General features: G+C 55.2%; 16 protein-coding genes. 8 read left to right on the forward strand and 8 right to left on the reverse strand.

The window, feature by feature from the left end; all coding sequences use genetic code 11:
* Positions 1-53: 53 nt before the first annotated feature.
* From J9253_RS03645 to J9253_RS03660, 4 genes are read right to left on the reverse strand one after another with little or no spacing between them, the layout of a single operon-like run.
* Positions 54-1,484, reverse strand: coding sequence for a sigma-54-dependent transcriptional regulator (locus J9253_RS03645; protein WP_210223350.1), 1,431 nt, complete (start codon positions 1,482-1,484; stop codon positions 54-56).
* The gene (locus tag J9253_RS03650) at positions 1,477-2,943 is read right to left on the reverse strand and encodes a sensor histidine kinase (protein WP_210223351.1); all 1,467 of its coding nucleotides are present in this window, start codon (positions 2,941-2,943) and stop codon (positions 1,477-1,479) included. The genes J9253_RS03645 and J9253_RS03650 overlap by 8 nt, the downstream gene beginning before the upstream one ends.
* Before the next feature lie 9 nt (positions 2,944-2,952).
* Positions 2,953-3,873, reverse strand: a complete 921-nt coding sequence (locus J9253_RS03655; protein WP_210223352.1) for a cytochrome d ubiquinol oxidase subunit II — start codon at positions 3,871-3,873, stop codon at positions 2,953-2,955.
* Between the two features lie 19 nt (positions 3,874-3,892).
* Positions 3,893-4,678, reverse strand: a complete 786-nt coding sequence (locus J9253_RS03660; protein ID WP_210223353.1) for a hypothetical protein — start codon at positions 4,676-4,678, stop codon at positions 3,893-3,895.
* A 414-nt stretch (positions 4,679-5,092) separates the two neighbouring features.
* On the opposite strand from J9253_RS03660, the gene J9253_RS03665 reads away from it, so the two are divergent.
* From J9253_RS03665 to J9253_RS03675, 3 genes are all read left to right on the forward strand, one after another.
* On the forward strand, positions 5,093-6,244 hold the full coding sequence (locus J9253_RS03665; protein ID WP_210221241.1) for an RNA-guided endonuclease InsQ/TnpB family protein: 1,152 nt from the start codon (positions 5,093-5,095) through the stop codon (positions 6,242-6,244).
* A 65-nt stretch (positions 6,245-6,309) separates the two neighbouring features.
* Entirely contained in the window at positions 6,310-8,952 is a 2,643-nt protein-coding gene (gene mprF, locus J9253_RS03670; protein ID WP_210223354.1) for a bifunctional lysylphosphatidylglycerol flippase/synthetase MprF, read from the forward strand.
* Positions 8,844-9,818 (forward strand): alpha/beta fold hydrolase, encoded by a 975-nt coding sequence (locus J9253_RS03675; RefSeq protein WP_228291498.1) that lies wholly within the window; start codon positions 8,844-8,846, stop codon positions 9,816-9,818. The genes mprF and J9253_RS03675 overlap by 109 nt, the downstream gene beginning before the upstream one ends.
* A 10-nt stretch (positions 9,819-9,828) precedes the next feature.
* Here the strand turns inward: J9253_RS03675 and J9253_RS03680 are convergent, their stop codons facing one another.
* Genes J9253_RS03680 through J9253_RS03690 form a run of 3 tightly spaced genes read right to left on the reverse strand, consistent with a single transcriptional unit; the run spans position 9,829 to position 11,341 of the window.
* The gene (locus tag J9253_RS03680) at positions 9,829-10,203 is read right to left on the reverse strand and encodes a YchJ family protein (RefSeq protein ID WP_210223355.1); all 375 of its coding nucleotides are present in this window, start codon (positions 10,201-10,203) and stop codon (positions 9,829-9,831) included.
* Between the two features lie 7 nt (positions 10,204-10,210).
* A complete protein-coding gene (locus J9253_RS03685; protein ID WP_210223356.1) occupies positions 10,211-10,801 on the reverse strand; it encodes a DUF1007 family protein in 591 nt (196 codons plus the stop codon).
* A 15-nt stretch (positions 10,802-10,816) separates the two neighbouring features.
* Entirely contained in the window at positions 10,817-11,341 is a 525-nt protein-coding gene (locus J9253_RS03690; protein WP_210223357.1) for a hypothetical protein, read from the reverse strand.
* 209 nt (positions 11,342-11,550) lie between these two features.
* Here J9253_RS03690 and J9253_RS03695 point away from each other — a divergent pair, with 209 nt between their 5' ends.
* From J9253_RS03695 to J9253_RS03715, 5 genes are read left to right on the forward strand one after another with little or no spacing between them, the layout of a single operon-like run.
* Positions 11,551-12,270: a class I SAM-dependent methyltransferase gene (locus J9253_RS03695; RefSeq protein ID WP_210223358.1), complete on the forward strand. Its 720-nt coding sequence runs from the start codon at positions 11,551-11,553 to the stop codon at positions 12,268-12,270.
* Between the two features lie 51 nt (positions 12,271-12,321).
* Positions 12,322-13,809, forward strand: a complete 1,488-nt coding sequence (locus J9253_RS03700; RefSeq protein ID WP_210223359.1) for a leucyl aminopeptidase — start codon at positions 12,322-12,324, stop codon at positions 13,807-13,809.
* A gap of 8 nt (positions 13,810-13,817) precedes the next feature.
* Complete coding sequence (locus tag J9253_RS03705) at positions 13,818-14,246, forward strand: DNA polymerase III subunit chi (protein ID WP_210223360.1); 429 nt, start codon at positions 13,818-13,820, stop codon at positions 14,244-14,246.
* 12 nt (positions 14,247-14,258) lie between these two features.
* Positions 14,259-14,609, forward strand: coding sequence for a hypothetical protein (locus J9253_RS03710; protein WP_228291499.1), 351 nt, complete (start codon positions 14,259-14,261; stop codon positions 14,607-14,609).
* A gap of 48 nt (positions 14,610-14,657) precedes the next feature.
* Complete coding sequence (locus tag J9253_RS03715; RefSeq protein WP_210223361.1) at positions 14,658-17,483, forward strand: valine--tRNA ligase; 2,826 nt, start codon at positions 14,658-14,660, stop codon at positions 17,481-17,483.
* Positions 17,484-17,688: 205 nt separating this feature from the next.
* On the opposite strand, the gene J9253_RS03720 is transcribed toward J9253_RS03715, so the two are convergent.
* Entirely contained in the window at positions 17,689-17,961 is a 273-nt protein-coding gene (locus tag J9253_RS03720; RefSeq protein ID WP_210223362.1) for a cold shock domain-containing protein, read from the reverse strand.
* Positions 17,962-17,984 lie beyond the last annotated feature (23 nt).

Here is a 17,984-nt window from a genome sequence, read left to right on the forward strand (position 1 = left end):
GGGTATTTGTGCCCGGCTTTTGTTTGGGTGGTGTGGAATATTCCCCAGTGGTATCAGCGTAACTGGAATTTCTCAATCCGGTAGCGGACTTTTTCGCGGGTGGTATTCAATACCCGCGCCACTTCGGTGACATTGCCTTCGTGTTTTTCCAACATGCGGCTGATGATGTCGCCCACCATGTCATCCAGCCCCAGACTGCCATCCAGCCGGAAACAGATGAGGTCGTCGTCATCCTGCTTGTCGGGTACAGAGGGGGAATATGCTGTGCTGGTTGGGCTGACAGGTATGGCAGTGGCGGGTGGCAATGGGGCGCTTTGCAGTTGCAGCCATTGTTCGGGCAGTACGTTGGAGGTGGATAACATCACGCAGCGTTCTAGCACATTGCGCAGTTCGCGTACATTGCCCGGCCAGAGATAGCGTTCCAGCATCCCCCACACGCGTGGCGACAACTGGCTGACCTTTTTGCCGGATTTGGCGTTGAACTCGGCCAAAAAGCTGGGAACCAGTTCGTGCAAGTCAGAGGGGCGTTCTTGCAAGGCTGGCAGGCGCAGTTCAAACACGCTCAGGCGGTGGTACAGGTCAGCGCGGAAATGGCCTTCACTGATGTCGGTTTGCAGGTTGCGGTTGGTGGCGGCAATGATCTGGATGTCCACGCTAATTTCACGCTCACCACCCAAACGCCGCACTTTGCGGTCTTCCAACGCTTTCAGCAGTTTTGCTTGCAAATCCACGGGCATTTCGCCGATTTCATCCAGAAACAAGGTTCCGCCGTCAGCTTGTTCCATTAGTCCGCGATGGCGGCCTTTGGCACCGGTGAAAGAACCCGCTTCGTGTCCGAACAGTTCCGATTCCATCATTTCCTTGGGCAACGCGGCGCAGTTCAGTTCCACCAGCGGTTGTTTGGCGCGGCTGCCGGAGTAATGCAGGATACGCGCCGCCAGCCCTTTGCCCGTGCCGGTTTCGCCGGTCAGGATCAGGGCGCTGTAGGGAACTTGGCTAAGTTGTTGCAACATCTGCCGGGTTTGCGCTGCTGCCGGGCTGCTGCCGATGAAACTGTCCGGCTGGTAACGCTGGCTGGAGTCATGCGCCCCAGCCAGCAGGCGGCGTTGTGCCTGAGCGCTGCGCAAGGCGCTGTGGACGGTCATGTCCAGTTGTTCCTGCGGGCAGGGTTTGGTGAGGAAGTCAAACGCACCCAGTTGCAAGGCGCGGACAGAATCGGGCACGTCGCCGTAGCCGGTGAGGAATACCCATTCACAGCCGTTCAGGTTGCCCGCGTTTTCTTCCAGCAAATCCATGCCGTTACCGTCCGGCAGGTTGAGGTCGGACAGCACCAGCAACGGGTCGACGCTGCGGCTTTTGAGCTTGCGGCGGGCGTCGGCACAGTTTTCTACCCAGATGGCTTCGTAGCCCTGTTTGCGGTAATGGTGCTGGAGTTCGCTGCCCAGCAGGCGTTCGTCTTCGATGATGAGGATGGTTTCAGACATGTTTGCTCACACAGTTGAGTTGCAGGGTGACGCAAGCGCCATGCGGTTGCTCATTACGCAGCAACAGTTTGCCCGCGTGGTTACGCACGAAACGTTGTACGATCGACAGCCCCAGCCCCGTGCCGCCGACGCGGTGGGTGTTGAAGGCGCGGATATGGCTTTCCAGCATATCGGGCGGAAAGCCGGGGCCGTCATCGCAGACACTGATGGAGAGCAGCGTGTTTTCCAGCGTTGCTTGCAGGGTAATCGTGCCGGGCTGGTCAGCCATGGCTTGTTGCGCATTGAGGATCAAATTGAGTAAGGCTTGGCGTAGTTCAGTATCCGGCAGGCGACACACGATGTCGGTGGGAATGGCGTGGCGCAAGCTGATATGCGTGGGAATCTGATAACGCGCCAATGTCAGCAAGTCATCCACAGTTTTATGCAGGTGGACAGTGCTGATTTGTTCGGGTTGGTGGTGTGCCTGATCCAGCAGTCGGTTGAGCATCTGGATCATGCGGTCGATTTCTTGCCCAACCAGATCGAGGCGTGCCCGGTACGGGACATCCTCGCCACTTTCAGCGATTTCTTGGCGGATATTGCTACAGGCCATTTTGACACCCGCCAGTGGGTTGCGTAGTTCATGCGCCAGCCGTGCCATGACTTCGCCGAGGGCGGCGAGGCGTTCGGTATCGGCGAGGCTGCGTTGCTGGGCGATCAGGGTGCGGGCGGCTTTTTCTACTTGTTGTTCCAGCGCTTGCTCGTATTGCAGGTGTTCGGCTTCCAGCTCAGACAGGCGTATTACCATGCCATTATAGTTTTCCATCAGCGGCTGAAACATGGGGTCTACATTGTCCGGTGGGATGCGCTGATAGTGACGTTTGCCCAGCATCTCCATCAGGTAGCCCATGTGTTGCAAGGGGGTAAGGATGCGCCGTCGCATCAGGGTCAGCAGGATGACGGCTGACAGCGGGAGGGTTAGTACAATCAATACCCCCAGTTCCAGTTCAAAGCGGGCAGCTTCAAAAATGCTGTGGGTCAGTTCCTTGTGGACGCTGGATTCTTCCCGAAAGACTTCGCGCAGGATGTTCATGATGGTGAGCAAGGTGTCGCGGGGGTGCTTATTGTCCACGTCCAGTACCTGCTGTGCCTGCTGGATATTGGTGGGGGTATTTCCAGCCAGATAATCTTGGCGGGTCAGCAAGTCCTGCAAGATTTGGTGCAGGTTTTGGCGGGTAGCCACCGGCAGAATACTATCATCTGGCAACTGTTTAGCCAGCGTGGTTTCGACCTGAGTCAGGGTTTGTTGCAACTGTTCCAGATGATCGACGTGTTGGTTGGCGGGTAGGAGGCGGTTATAAGATAGCCATGCTAGCGTCAGTTGCGCCAACAGTGAAACCAGCAACAAACCGCCCAGCACCGCCACCGGTATCCATAGCGGCTGGATAGTGCGTGCTGTTGAGTTTGGCAAAAACGACATGGCGACTCCTTAATTTTTCTGTTCGGAACTTTTGTTGAACAGCAAATACTGGAAGCCATTATAGGCCAATAGCAACGGTAGCAGCAGACCTACACCGAAGCTCATGAAAATCAAGGTTTTGCTGGAAGCAGCAGCCTGTTCCAGCCCCAAATGGCCGGGAATAATGTCGGGGTACAGGCTGGCTGCCAGCCCAGTAAACGTCAGCAGGAACAGGGTCAGGCTCCACTTCAGTGGCGAATAACGCCCATGCCCACGCAGACTGCGCAACAGGGCTATGCTCACCAGCAGCACTGCCAGTAATAAACCACCCAGCAGCACCACGGTGGCCGGGTGTTGCCAGCGAGTGCTGAGGTAAGGGTGAATGGCGGGTATCCATAACAACACCGTGACCAACGTTGCCAGCGCCCCGACCGCAAACGCCATGGCCCAGCGTTTTGCCAAGGTTTTGATAGAGCCATGAGGATGGTTAAGCAAAGAGCTAGCACCCAATAGCGCGTAACCTGACACGACCCCGAGGCTGACCACCAGCGTGAAAGGCGTTAACCCGCCGGACATACTGCCCATCAGCTCGCCCAGAATCAGCCCCTGCGCCACTGCTGCCAGCAAGCTACCCGAGGCGAAACCTGCCCGCCGCATCAACAGCCCACCCAGCAATAGGATCAGTGGGATATACAAGGTATGCAGGATCAAAGTGTAAGCGGTTGGAAAAGCACCGAACAACACCCCGCCCGCCAGCACCAGCCACAGTTCGTTGGCCTGCCCTGTCCTGCCTGAATATTCGCGTAGCTGGTGACGCAGGGCAGGTTTATAGGCGAGTAATGACAGTATGCTGACCCCAAGATCACAGCCTTCCAGCAGCACGTACAGCGCGATAATAATGCCTAGCAGTACGAACCAGACGGTCGCGAGGAAAGTGTGCAATTCGTTCATGGCTAGCCCCTTTCAACCCCTATGGGTTATTGACCACATCGGCGGCAATGTTCTGTAAATATTGGTCTTCCGACTGTTGGCGCTGGTCGTTAATTTGCTGCTGGATGTGTTGCAACAACAACTTGATGGCGTGGTTTTCGGGCGTCACTTTGTCGATCAGGCGACGGGTTTCCGTCACCAGTTCGGCGGTGCCGGGGGATTTCTGCAATTCCTCGGCGGCCTTGCCAAGCTGGTTGAGTACATCCTGACGCTGCTCGGGCAGGAAATTCGGTGAGCTAGCCAGCGTATAGGCGTTGACTGCATCGGTGTAAGCCGCCAGCAGGCCGTGGGAAGGTACTTGGCCATACCAGTGGAAGGTCGCCAGTGCACTCTGCACCGCTTCGAGCGCACCCGGCCAATAGGGCGTGTTATTGTCTGCTGCCGCCGAGGCCGAGTCGAGGTCTTCCTTGACCTTGGTCAGTGGGAAGACGCCCAGATTGTAGGTGGAGGCATCCTTGTCAAGGGCTTCGCGTGCCTGTCCGAGTGCGTTGATGAAGCCCGCCTGGTTGTGATTCAAGGCTGCGTGCCGGGCGATTTGCAATTGTGCGTAGACATCTCTGCCCTGAGTCAACAGATAGGTGTTGTAGTCAGGCGGAATATTGGGGGAATCAGCCTGCACCGGGGTCAGGTCGACGTTGGCAGCCGGGGCTGGCGTGATCGGGACAGCGCTATTATCGGCGCGGGCGAGGCCAGCCACCAGTAGCGATACGCTGATGCCAGTAATGACGGCGCTGACCAGACGGTTGCGGGGAGTATGTGTGTTCATGACAGGTTTGCTCCTTGATACATGATGAATTACCTATCAAGCACCAAGCACATTTCATGCCATTAACATAAACGTTTGTTTAAAATAGATTTTTTCATTTGTGTTGGCGAAAGAGTAAGGCTGGTGGTGGATATTCCATATTCATTGCCGGGATAATGGGTATTGTGGGGAATATTCCCCAATCGTTTGGGGTGTCGGTATGTGACTATTTTCAAGTGACTGATTGTCATGAAATAAAGCGTCTGGAATGGTTTTTGCTACTACCGTATTCATCAGTCGTGCGCGAGATACCCCTGCCTTTAGGCATGGGGAGGGATAGCGCGTCGGCGACAGCCGACCCTCTTCTCGCTCCTCCGTTTGGTTTGCTATCTTCGGTTGTTGACTCTTCACGAAATATACGATATTTTGTGAATAATGAAAACTAAACGCGCCTACCAATTCCGATTCTACCCAGACCCACAACAAGAAACGTTGCTGGCTCAGACGTTCGGTTGTGTGCGCTACGTTTACAACAGCATCTTGCGTTACCGCACGGATGCCTACTATCAGGCTCAGGAAAAAGTTGGGTACACGAAAGCGAGTTCCCAACTGACTGCCATCAAAAAACTGCCTGAAGCTACTTTCCTGAACGACGTTTCCAGTGTTCCGCTGCAACAATGCTTGAGGAATCAGCAAACGGCGTTCAAAAACTTCTTTGAAGGTCGGGCAAAATACCCTGTCTTCAAATCTAAAAAGCACCGCCAATCGGCTGAATTCACGTACCGCGCGTTCAGCTACCGTGACGGTGAATTGAAACTGGCGAAGTGCGATAAACCGCTGAATATCAAGTGGAGTCAGGCACTTCCGGCTGACCCCACCACGGTTACTGTTTCCAAAGATCAGGCCGGACGCTATTTTGTGTCTTGCTTGTGTGAATTTGAACCCACGCTGTTGCCCGTCACCGATAAAAAGGCAGGCATTGACGTGGGCATCAAGGATTTGTTCGTTACCTCTGACGGTTTTAAATCCGGTAATCCCCGCCACACCGCACAACACGCGGCTAAACTCGCGAAGTACCAACGCCGTCTTGCCAAGAAGACACTCGGCAGCAAGAACCGGTTGAAAGCTAAACGCAAGGTCGCCCGTGTTCACGCGAAAATTTCCGATGACCGTTCGGACAACTTGCACAAGTTGTCCCGCAAACTGATTAACGAGAACCAAGTGGTTTGTGCTGAAAACCTCGCCGTGAAGAACATGATTAAGAACCCAACGTTAGCCAAGCACATTGCGGATGCAAGTTGGGGTGAGTTCACTCGCCAGCTTGCGTACAAAGCTGGCTGGTACGGGAGGACATACGTTGAGATAGGGAGATTCTTCCCGTCCACTAAACGCTGTTCCTGCTGTGGGTTCGTGAAAGAAAACATGCCGCTGGACGTGCGATCGTGGGAGTGCCCCGAATGCGGCACAACCCACGACCGTGACGTGAATGCAGCACGTAACATTTTAGCCGCCGGGCTGGCGGTGTTAGCCTTTGGAGAGAATGTTAGTGGCGATGGCATTTCGGTGTCGTCGTCCTGTTCTCGGTGAATTAGGAATCCCCCGGCTTTAGCCGTGGGGAGTAGTCAAGTCTGTTAAACAAAAGTGGGTATCTGATGACTGTACAGGATAAAACCGCCTCCAAATCCAGATTCCCTGTCGCGGGCATTCTGCGCTGGGGGCGGTGGCTGTTGCCGCTGCTCGCATTGTTGCTGGCGCTGCTGGCGGCTTCACGGGAATTCCGTCAGGTCGACATGGTGGCTGTCCACGCGGCTTTCAAGCAGGTCAGCCTGTTTAATACCTTGTTGCTGATTGTGGTGGGGTTGCTGGTGGTCAGCCTGAACGCGCTGTATGACGTGTTGTTGCTGCGCTGGTTGCGGATCAAAGCGAATGCGGCGTATGTGGCGCGTTATGCTTGGCTGGCGAGTGTGCTGAATAATGTGGCGGGTTTTGCGGGCATGACCGGCGCAGGCGTGCGCTATCTGGGGCTGGGCAATGCTGGGGTGGCGGCGCGTGATGCGGTGGCTTTCGCGGGGTTGGTGCTGTTCAGTATGCCGGTGGGTTTATCGGTACTCTCGACGGCGGTGCTGGTGTTGCATACCGACATGCTGGTAAAGCTGGCGATGCCGTCCAATCTGGCGGTGGGGGTGCTGGGGCTGGTTAGTCTGTACTGGGTATTATTTCTGCTGGTGGCGGGGGGCGGTGTTTTGCACCGGCGTTTATTGGCGGATACGCCGCCACTGGCGTTCCCGCAGCGGGTGGGCTTATTGCTGGTGTCCTTGCTGGACTGGCTGGCGGTCGTGCTATTGCTGGATTTGTGCCTGTGGGTGGTGGGGGTGAAATTGCCGCTGGATGTCTTGCTGGCGGCCTTTACCGTGGCGGCAACGCTGGGTTGGGTGAGCATGGTGCCGGGTGGGCTGGGGGTGTTTGAGGGGACGATGCTGGCGCTGCTGGGCGGGGTGGTGAATGATGCGAGCCTGATGCTGGCGGCTTTGCTGCTGTTTCGGGTGGTGTATTACTTCATTCCGTTTTTGTTCGGGGTGCAGATGTTGTCCGGTTTGCCGCTGGTGAAGGAAGGCGGTGGGGTGGATGAGTTCATCCAGCGTTTTCAGGCGCATCCGCTGTTGCGGCTGGGACAGGTTCCGCTGCGCTTTCTGGGGCAGGTCAGCACGCAGGTGTTGGCGTATTTGACGTTTGCGGCGGGGGTGGTGTTGCTGGTTTCGGCGGCGTTTCCCGGAATGGCAATACGCTTGGAAAGCCTCTCGCCGTATGTGCCGCTGGTATTGCGGGAAGGGTTTCATCTTTCCAGCGTGGTGGCGGGGGCGTTGCTGCTGGGCTTGGCACGGGGAATTAGCGCGGGAATGCGCGGCGCTTACCACACGACCCAGAGCGTGTTGCTGCTGGGGATTGTGATGACGCTGCTGAAGGGGCTGGATTATGAGGAAGCCTTGCTGCTGCTGGTGTTAGCCACCTTGCTGCGTGCTAACAAGGCGGCGTTCCGTCACCGGGGTTATCCGCTGATCAGTCGCCGCAGTTTGCGCTGGTTGGTGGCGGGTTTGCTGGCTTTGTTGCTGGCGGCGGGGCTGGGTGAAATGCTGTACGGCTCGACACAATTTACGGTGCGGCTGGGGGCTTTTGGTCACGGTGCGGATGCGGCGCGGTATGCACGGGCGCTGATCGTGATGCTGCTGACTTTCCTCGCTTGGCTGGGGTGGACGTGGTTTTCGATGCCCTTGCCTGCCAGTATGACACTGCCGGAGCGGGGTTTGCTGGAACGGGCGCGGCGTTTTTACACAGAAATTGGCCATACGGGGTATGCCTACCTGAGCTTTCTGGGCGACAAATACCTGTTTCTGACCGATCAGGAAACGGCGCTGATCCAGTACGGTCACAAACGCAACCACCTGATTGCGCTGGGCGACCCGGCGGCGGCAGATAGTGCGGGAGTGGCGGAAGGCATCCGCGCCTTCCGCAGCATGGCGGAGGATTACAACCGGGTGGCGGTATTTTATCAGGTGGATGAAGCCAATCTGCATTACTACCTGAATGCCGGGTTTGCGTTGCTGAAGCTGGGGGAAAAGGCGCAAGTGCCACTGGAAGATTTCACCCTGGTAGGCAAGAAATCGCAGAAACTACGCACGGCGCTGAATCATGGCACACGCGACGGGCTAAGCTTCGAGGTGGTACAGTATCCGTTGGAGGAAGCACTATGGCAGGAATTGCAGGCAGTGTCGGACGCTTGGCTAGATGACAAGCAGGCGGCGGAAAAAGGCTTTTCGCTGGGGCGTTTTGAGCGGGCGTTTCTGGAACAATGCGCCGGGTTTGCATTGGTCAAGCAGCACGGGCGGGTGGTGGCCTTCGCCAGCGTGACACCGGATTTCGGGCAGCGGGATGAATACCGCATTGACCTGATGCGGCATCTGGCGGATACGCCTAACGGGACGATGGATTTTCTGTTCGTTAGCCTGATGCAACACGCCGCACAGGCCGGTTACGCTTGGTTTGACCTCGGGGTTGCACCGCTGGCGGGGGTGGGCGACAGCGTGTGGTCGCCGCGTGAGGAGCGGTTGATCCGGTTGGTGTACCAGTACGGCAACCATTTCTATAATTTCAAAGGCTTGCGCGATTATAAAAACAAGTTTAACCCACAGTGGCGCAGTTTGTATCTGGCGTATCCGCGCCGGGCATCGTTGGCCTCGATTCTGCTGGACGTGGCGGCGCTGGTGGCGGGTGGCTACCGGCAGGTGTTGATGAAATGATGCGGCGCTGGTTACTGAAGGTGTTAACTGCGGCGCTGGTGACGGGGGCGGTGACTGCTGGCTGGTTCTGGCCTGTGCCGGGCAATTTCGTGTATTACCTGAGCTGGCGGCTGACTACCCGTGCGCCAGTGGCAACCGGCAATATCAACTTCAACGGGGCGCAGATCCATTACGTGACGTATGGCGCGGGCAAGCCGGTCTTGTTGTTGCACGGCGGTCTGAGCAATCGGCTGAGCTGGTTTTCGCAAGTGCCGTGGTTGGTGAAGGCTGGGCGCAAGGTGATACTGGTGGATACGCGTGGGCATGGCGAATCCACGCTCGGTCATACCGGGCTGAGTTACCACCTGTTTGCGCAGGATGTGATACAGGTGTTGGATAAACTGGACATCGCTCAGACCGACATTATCGGCTGGAGCGATGGTGGCATCATTGCCCTGCTGTTGGGGCGTGACACGCCGCAACGGGTGGGCAAGATCGTTGCCATCAGCGCCAATTTCGACCCTTCCGGGCTGACGTCGGACGCGGGTGCAGGGTTGCAGGTGGAAGCCGCCGCGCCTTCCGGTGGTGTATGGCAGTGGTTGCAAGGTTGGTGGTCGGGGGCGGGGGAACATTACCCAACGCTGGCGAGCAAAATCCGCCATTTGTGGCGTACAGAACCGCGTTTTACCCAAGCCGATTTGCAGGCTATCCATGCACCAGTTTTGGTGATTGTGGGGGAGCGCGACATGATCACGCTGGAACATTCGGCGCAATTGGCGCAGTGGTTGGCGGATGGTGAGTTGGCGGTGATCAAGGGGGCGGGGCATTCAGCGCCAGTGACGCACGCGGCGGCGGTGGATGGGTTGGTGGTGGCGTTTTTGCAGTAGCGTTACGGAATTAGTAGTTTCCATCCACGTAATACCACTTCCCACCTTCCTTCACAAACCGGCTGGTTTCATGCAACTCGCCGGTTTGCTCCCCCTCCCGATAACGGGCGCTGAATTCGACGATACCTGCCGTATCTTGTTCCCCGCCCTGCTCCGCACGCACAATTTCCAGCCCCAACCATGCCAGCGGTGGCAATTGCATCAAACCCTTTTTATTCGGGCGCGTGCTGCTGTGCCAACTGCGATGCAAGTACGCACCATTGCGCAGCACGTAAGCACTGTAACGCGAACGCATCAATGCTTCCGCCGTGGGCGCTGCCTTGCCGTCATGGTAGGGGCGGCAACACTGGTTATAGGTTTTACCTGACTGACAGTGACAACTCATAGGCTAGTTACCTGCACTGTAAATGCACAATCTGGGGCGCTTCAGCATCCGCATATTGTGCTTTTTCTTCCAGCGTGACTGCACAAGCAGCAGCGAGCTTTTCCCCCATGCTGATACGGCTGGCGTTCTCGAATATTAGGATCGCGCTACCGCTGGAATCAGACATGGAAATATCCAGACGTTTACCCGTCATATCCTGCGGAACCTTGAGCGGTAACACGAAGTTGAGGTTCAAATGCCCATCCGGCAATAAGTCCAGATGGTAATCGGTCACCGGGAGGGTGGCTAATGTCTGTCCGCCAAGGCTCAGGTTGGTGAAATAATGTAATGTACCCAAATCAGCAATGGCACGCTGGGCAATTTCTTGCAAGGTTTGGGCTTGTTTGTCTGCCGCCATATCTTCGCCTGCGAGCAAGCTTTTGGACACTTCAGTGTCGTAAAACCAGTTTATCCGTACACCGGTCAGCTTACCCGTGCTGTCTTCTTGCAATTGGGAGCTAACATCAAGGTTGTAATGAAAGCCGTGGGCAAGCACCTCTTGCCCGCTCAAGCCCGCGAACAATACCAGTGAAAATTTCAACAAATTCAGGATACGCATAACATCATTTCCTTTTTAGTGAGGAACAAATAACAAAGCCAGCACCATTAACGCACTCGCGGCCACCCATGACCCCAATACCCGCAGCACGATGCCATTCAATAAAGTACGCAACAAGGAAGCCAGCAACGCCAGCGCTAACAAGGTCACGCTAGTACTGACGGCTGTCCCTGCCAATTCGGTATAAATTTTCAGAGCATTGAGGCCGGGAATCATCAAGGGTGCAGAACCCATCCCGATGAGAACGCCACCGACACCCGTCAACACCGCACCCAACCACAAGGGTAACTCAAGCCGCAAGGCCAGCAATATGCCCGTCACCCCCGCCAATGTCAGCAACACCATGCTGCCATCCCACGTTAACGCAGGCACACGGGTCAAGCCCAAGCCAATCAACACCGACAATACAAACACCAAGAGACCGGCACGCACAGCCGCAAACCCTTGCTGGCCAAGCAACAAACCCAGCCCCACAAGCACCACAATATGCGCCGGAATCTGCCAGGGCGTTCCCATCCCCTGAATGAAAAAATTCATCATGAGTTTATGCTGCCAACCAACCTGTCAAGAAACCGACACCCGCCAGTGAAATGCAACAACACCTTGCCAATCTGTTTGAATAATGGAGCCATAAAGTTTTCCTGTTAACGCCAGAAATGAATACGCCCGGATTGTAGCCCAAAAAGCTTGGGTATCCAGTCCGCATTCATGCCAAAATAAGCACATTAACCCATTGTAATGTGACAGCTATGCAAATTCAGAACCCAACCACCACTACCTGCTGCAACGAACTCGACCTGATTGCCACCCACTTGCCGCTGAAAAATGCCACCGTATTGGAACTCGGCTGCGGCAAGGCTCAAATGACACGCCGCATCGCCGAACGCTTCCCGGTTGCCCGCCTCATCGCCACTGAAGTCGACCAGATCCAACACGCCAATAACCTTGCCAGTGATCACTCGCCCAGTATCGAATTCAAGTCAGGCGGCGCACAGGCGATCGACGCACCCGACAACAGCATGGACGTAGTATTCATGTTCAAATCGCTGCACCACGTTCCCCGCGAACTGATGGCGCAAGCCATGCAGGAAATTGCCCGTGTCCTCAAACCCGGCGGGCTGGCGTGGATTTCAGAACCCGTGTATGCAGGCGAATTCAACGAGATACTGCGCCTATTCCACGATGAAAAAGTGGTGCGCGAACTGGCCTTCCAAGCCGTATGCGACGCGGTAAATGCGGGTACGCTGGCACTGGTGGAACAAATTTTCTGTAACACCGAATCACGTTTTGCCGATTTCAACGAATTCGACCAGCGCATTATTCAAGTAACGCACACCAACCACCAACTCGATGACGCGCTCTACCAGACCGTTAAAGCCCGTTTCGAGGTACATATTGGCGCAGAAGGCGCACGTTTCGAGAACCCAGCCCGTTTCGATGTGTTACGTAAGCCTTATTGTGCTTTGTAAAGTGTCGTGTAAAACTGTTTGCAACGGCCAAAACCATCATAAGGATACCGCATGAATTACCATTTTGACTCTTCTGCCAATGCGGCGGAACTGCACACGGATTGCGTGGTAGTAGGTGTTTACAAAAATGCCAAACTCTCCGCAGCCGCCACACAGATCGACACTGCCAGCCAAGGCGCCATACAAGCTCATCTGGATTTTGGTGATTTCACCGGCGAAAAAGGGCGCACCAGCCTGTTATACAAACTGCCCGGTGTCAGCGCCAAACGGGTGCTACTGGTCGGCATGGGTGACAAAGACAAACTGACTCAGGAAGCCTTGGTGTCCATGACCCAAGCCGCCGTCAATGCCTTGAAAACAGCCAAAGTCAGCAATGCCGTCAGCTTCCTTACGGATGAAATGGCTTCGGAATGCATCGCGATAGCGGTACGCCAATCGGTGATGGCAGTGGCCGATGTGCTTTACACCTTCGACACTTACAAGAGCAAAAAAGACGAGACCCCGCGCCCGGCACTGGAAAGCTGGACAGTTGCGCACACCATCGCAGGTGAGTTCAGCACCGCACTCAAGCAAGGGACAGCCATCGCCGAAGGGATGCAAGTCAGCCGTGACCTCGCCAACAGCCCCGGCAATGTTTGCACCCCGACGTATCTGGCAGACATTGCACAAGAGCTAGCCAATTCTTCCAATCAGGTGGACGTCAACATCCTCGAAGAAGCGGATATGGAAGCGCTGGGCATGGGTTCATTCCTATCGGTTTCCAAGGGCAGCGCCGAAGACGGCAAAATGATCATCCTGCAATACCATGGCGGCACGGCAGGCGAAGCCCCGTTTGTGCTGGTCGGTAAAGGCATCACCTTCGACACCGGCGGCATCTCGCTCAAGCCCGGTAACGCGATGGATGAGATGAAATACGACATGTGCGGCGCTGCCAGTGTCATGGGCACACTCACGGCTTGCGTTGCCATGCAATTACCGATGAACGTGATTGGCGTGATTGCCGCTGCGGAAAACATGCCCAGCAGCAATGCCAGCAAACCCGGCGACATCGTAACCACCATGTCCGGCAAGACCATCGAAATCCTCAACACCGATGCCGAAGGCCGCTTGGTATTGTGTGACGCGCTCACCTATGTGGAACGTTTCAACCCTGTCGCGGTAGTGGATATTGCCACCCTTACAGGTGCGTGCATCACCGCGCTGGGGCATCACATCTGCGGCCTGTTAAGCAATAACGACACCTTGGCAGATGAAGTGCTAACGGCGGGCAAGCAAGCCAACGACGAAGCCTGGCGCTTACCGATGGGTGAAAAATACCATGATCAGCTCAAAAGCAACTTTGCCGACATGGCGAACATCGGCGGGCCACCGGGCGGTACCATTACCGCAGCCTGCTTCCTGTCACGCTTTACCGAAAGCTACCCGTGGGCGCATCTCGACATCGCCGGAACAGCATGGAAAAGCGGCGCAGCCAAAGGTGCTACCGGACGCCCTGTTCCACTGCTTTGCCAAATCCTGATTAACCGTGCGGGTGCTTAACTCTCGTAATGACCAAGATTGATTTTTACGTCGGAAAAACCAACAGCTTGCAGGCGCGTTTATTACTCGCCTGCAAGGTTATCATGAAGGCGCACCAGCAGCAGATGCACACCTACATCCACACCGATGCCCCGACCACGAGCGGCAAACTGGATGACTTGTTGTGGACATTCAACGAACTCGCTTTCATTCCTCATGCGCTTGCCCCTGTCCGCGATCAAAATACCCGCATTTTGATCGGTCATGAGCACGAACCGATGGAAAATTGCGGGCTGCTCATCAACTTATCCAACGAAATACCAGCGTTTTTCTCACGTTTTGAGCGATTAGCCGAGATTCTGGATCAGGAGGAACCCGTACTACACGCTGGTCGTAAACGCTACCAGTTTTATCGTGACCGGGGCTATAATCTGGACTACCATCAACTCAAGATTTAAATAAACCGGAAAATGATGCGCCAAGACCAAGACTTCGACAAAACCATTCGCATTCCCGTCATCACTGACGTGGTACGCGCAGGTGACGCTACACTGGTTGAACAGGTCAAGAACCCACGCGCCCGCCAACAGCGCCGCCAGATGTTTGAGCAACGCCTGAAAGAGCGTATTGAAGAGCTGAAATCCGCCACCGGGCAGGACGAATATTCCGGGCTGGCGCGTGCCCATGCCATCCGTTCGGAAAGTAATCAGCAGGCAGCCTCCCCTTCTAACCGTTCCAGCATCGACCCTTCCGTGGAAAAGCACATTGATCAGGCACGCGACGAACTCATTCGTGAACTTTCCGGGATGTTGAAGCGCTAAAAACCCGCTATAATGCCGCTCTTTTCCGACTTCAAAAAGTAGCGGCACATGGACAAGACCTACCAACCTCAAGACATCGAACAACGCTGGTATCAGCATTGGGAAAAAAGCGGCTATTTCGCGCCACAAGGCGACGGCAAGCCGTATTGCATCATGATCCCGCCGCCGAATGTCACCGGCACACTGCACATGGGGCACGGTTTCAACCAGATGGTGATCGACACCCTGATCCGCTACCACCGCATGAAGGGCGACAAAACCCTCTACCAACCTGGCACTGACCACGCAGGCATCGCCACCCAAATGGTGGTCGAACGCCAATTACTCGCGCAAGGTGTGACCCGCCACGACTTAGGCCGTGAAAAATTCCTCGAAAAAGTCTGGGAATGGAAAGGCCAATCTGGCGACACCATCTGCAACCAATTGCGCCGTTTGGGAACAACCCCGGACTGGACACGCGAACGCTTCACGATGGACGAAGGCTTGTCGGAAGCGGTGCGCGAAGTATTCGTGCGCCTGCATGAAGAAGGTTTGATCTATCGCGGCAAGCGTTTGGTGAACTGGGATACCGTACTGCACACCGCCGTTTCCGACCTTGAAGTCGTTTCTGAAGAAGAAAACGGCAATATGTGGCACTTCCGCTATCCGCTGGCTGATACCTGGGGGCAGCCAACCAACGAATTCCTTACTGTTGCCACTACTCGCCCGGAAACCATGTTGGGCGACTCAGCGGTGGCCGTTAACCCGAACGATGAACGTTACCAGCATTTGATCGGTAAAAATGTGCTGTTACCGCTAGTGAATCGTTTGATCCCTGTGGTCGGCGACGATTACGCTGACCCGGAGAAAGGTACGGGTTGCGTTAAAATCACCCCAGCACACGATTTCAACGATTACCAAGTAGGCAAACGCCATCACTTGCCCTTAATTAATATTTTCACCATTGATGCCTGCATCAACGAGATTGCACCGGAAAAATATCAGGGTCTGGAACGCTTTGCGGCGCGTAAGCAAATCGTCGCGGATATGGATGCGCTCGGCCTGCTCGATAAAATCGAAGACCACAAGCTGATGGTTCCGCGTGGCGACCGTTCTGGCACAGTGATCGAACCTTACCTCACTGACCAGTGGTATGTGGATTTGACCCGCGAAACGCTGGATGACGGGCGACCCGGTGGCAAAACCGCGATTGCGCAACCCGCGATTGACGTAGTGGCAAACGGCGAAGTGCGCTTCATTCCGGGCAACTGGGTGAACACGTACAATCACTGGATGAACAACCTCGACGACTGGTGTATTTCACGCCAATTGTGGTGGGGACATCGCATCCCGGCGTGGTATGACGACGCGGGTAATATTTACGTGGCACGTAATGAGGCCGAAGTACGCAGCAAATACGCGCTGGCGGCTGACCTCGTGTTGCGTCAGGATGAGGACGTGCTGGATACGTGGTTCTCGTCCGCGTTGTGGCCGTTTTCTACCCTCGGCTGGCCGAATGTGGACGATGCAGCGCTAAAAGCCTTCTACCCGACCCAAATGCTGATGACGGGCTTCGACATCATCTTCTTCTGGGTGGCGCGGATGATCATGTTCGGCAAGAAATTCATGGGCGACGTGCCGTTCCGCGACGTGTACATCCACGGGCTGGTGAAGGATGCGGACGGGCAGAAAATGTCCAAATCCAAGGGCAACGTGCTCGACCCGCTCGACATTATCGACGGCATCGACCTCGAAGCGCTGGTGGCCAAACGCACCAGCGGCATGATGCAGCCGCAACTTGCCGCGAAAATCGACAAGGCGACCCGCAAGCAATTCCCCGATGGCATTACCCCGCACGGCACGGACGCGCTGCGCATGACATTTGCCTCGTTCGCCACCGCTGGGCGCGACATCCGTTTCGACATGCAACGGCTGGAAGGCTACCGCAATTTCTGCAACAAACTGTGGAACGCAGCGCGTTACGTGCTGATGCAGTGCGAAGAGCAGGATACCGGACTGGATGATACTTTGCCGGTGGAATTGTCGGCGGCAGATCGCTGGATCATTTCCTTGCTGCAACAGACCGAGGCTGAAGTCGCTGACCACATCGACAACTACCGCTTCGACCTTGCCGCCAAAGCGATGTACGAATTTGCTTGGCACGAATACTGCGACTGGTATCTGGAGCTGACCAAGCCGATTTTGGGCAAAGCCAACGACAACCAAGCCGCCAAACGTGGCACACGCCAAACCTTGGTGCGCGTGCTGGAAGCAGCGTTGCGCCTGATGCACCCGATCATGCCGTTCATTACCGAAGAAATCTGGCAAAGCATCAAAGGCTTGGCGGGTGTTTCTGGCGACTCCATCATGCTGCAACCCTACCCTGTCGCAGACACTGCGCTGATTGATCAGGCAGCGCTGGCGGAAATCGAATGGGTGAAAGCTTTCATCATGGGCATCCGCCGCATCCGCTCCGAGATGGACATCAAGCCGGGGCAAGTGCTCGACGTGCTGCTGCAAAACTGGAGCGACACCGACAAGGCGATGTACGCCACCAGTGAAGCGTTTGCGCGTACCTTGGCAAAAGTTGGCAGTGTGACGTGGCTGGAAACGGGTGCAGATGCGCCGGAATCGGCTACTGCGTTAGTTGGCGAAATGCAAATCCTCATCCCGCTGGCGGGGCTGATCGACAAGGATGCGGAAATTGCGCGTCTGAGTAAGGAAATCGAGAAGCTGCAAAAGAACCTCGGCGGACTGGAAGGTCGGCTGAATAATCCGGCGTTTGCGGATAAAGCACCAGCGGCAGTGCTGGAACAGACGCGCAAGCAGGCGGATGAGCAGCGGGCAGCGTTGGGGCAGTTGGTGGGGCAGTTGGAGAAGATTAAAGCGTTGTGATTGACTGAATGCTTACGGTGAATTGCGCTTGTATACGTTGGAATGGAACGGGGTGGTGGTCTTCGTGGTACACACGCCCCGTTTAGATGATGACCATGTTATTTCTATCCGCAAGACAGGGAAACATGAAGAACGAATCTACTGGAAACATAAAGATGTGCGTAACGAGACGTTCTTAACCAGAGGATACGACAGAATCTTTTTATCATTCAACGTCTTGAGCTTCAAAATCTTTGAATTCAACTTTGTCGCCTTCATTCAACAATTCAACGCATTGGGCTTCAAAACCTTTTTTCCCCTTAACTATCAAAAACTTAACTTTATCACCTTCATTCAAGCAACCATGACAACCCTTCAAAAGAGCACTAATATGACAGAAAACATCTTTCGTGCCATGTTGAGTTGTAAGACAGATAAAACCCATGCCCTTTTTGGGATTAAAGAATTTGACAACGCCAACTTGCTTTTTGTCGTCCATAAAAAACATCCTTAAATATAACA

Source organism: Thiothrix litoralis (assembly GCF_017901135.1).
Lineage (GTDB): Bacteria > Pseudomonadota > Gammaproteobacteria > Thiotrichales > Thiotrichaceae > Thiothrix > Thiothrix litoralis.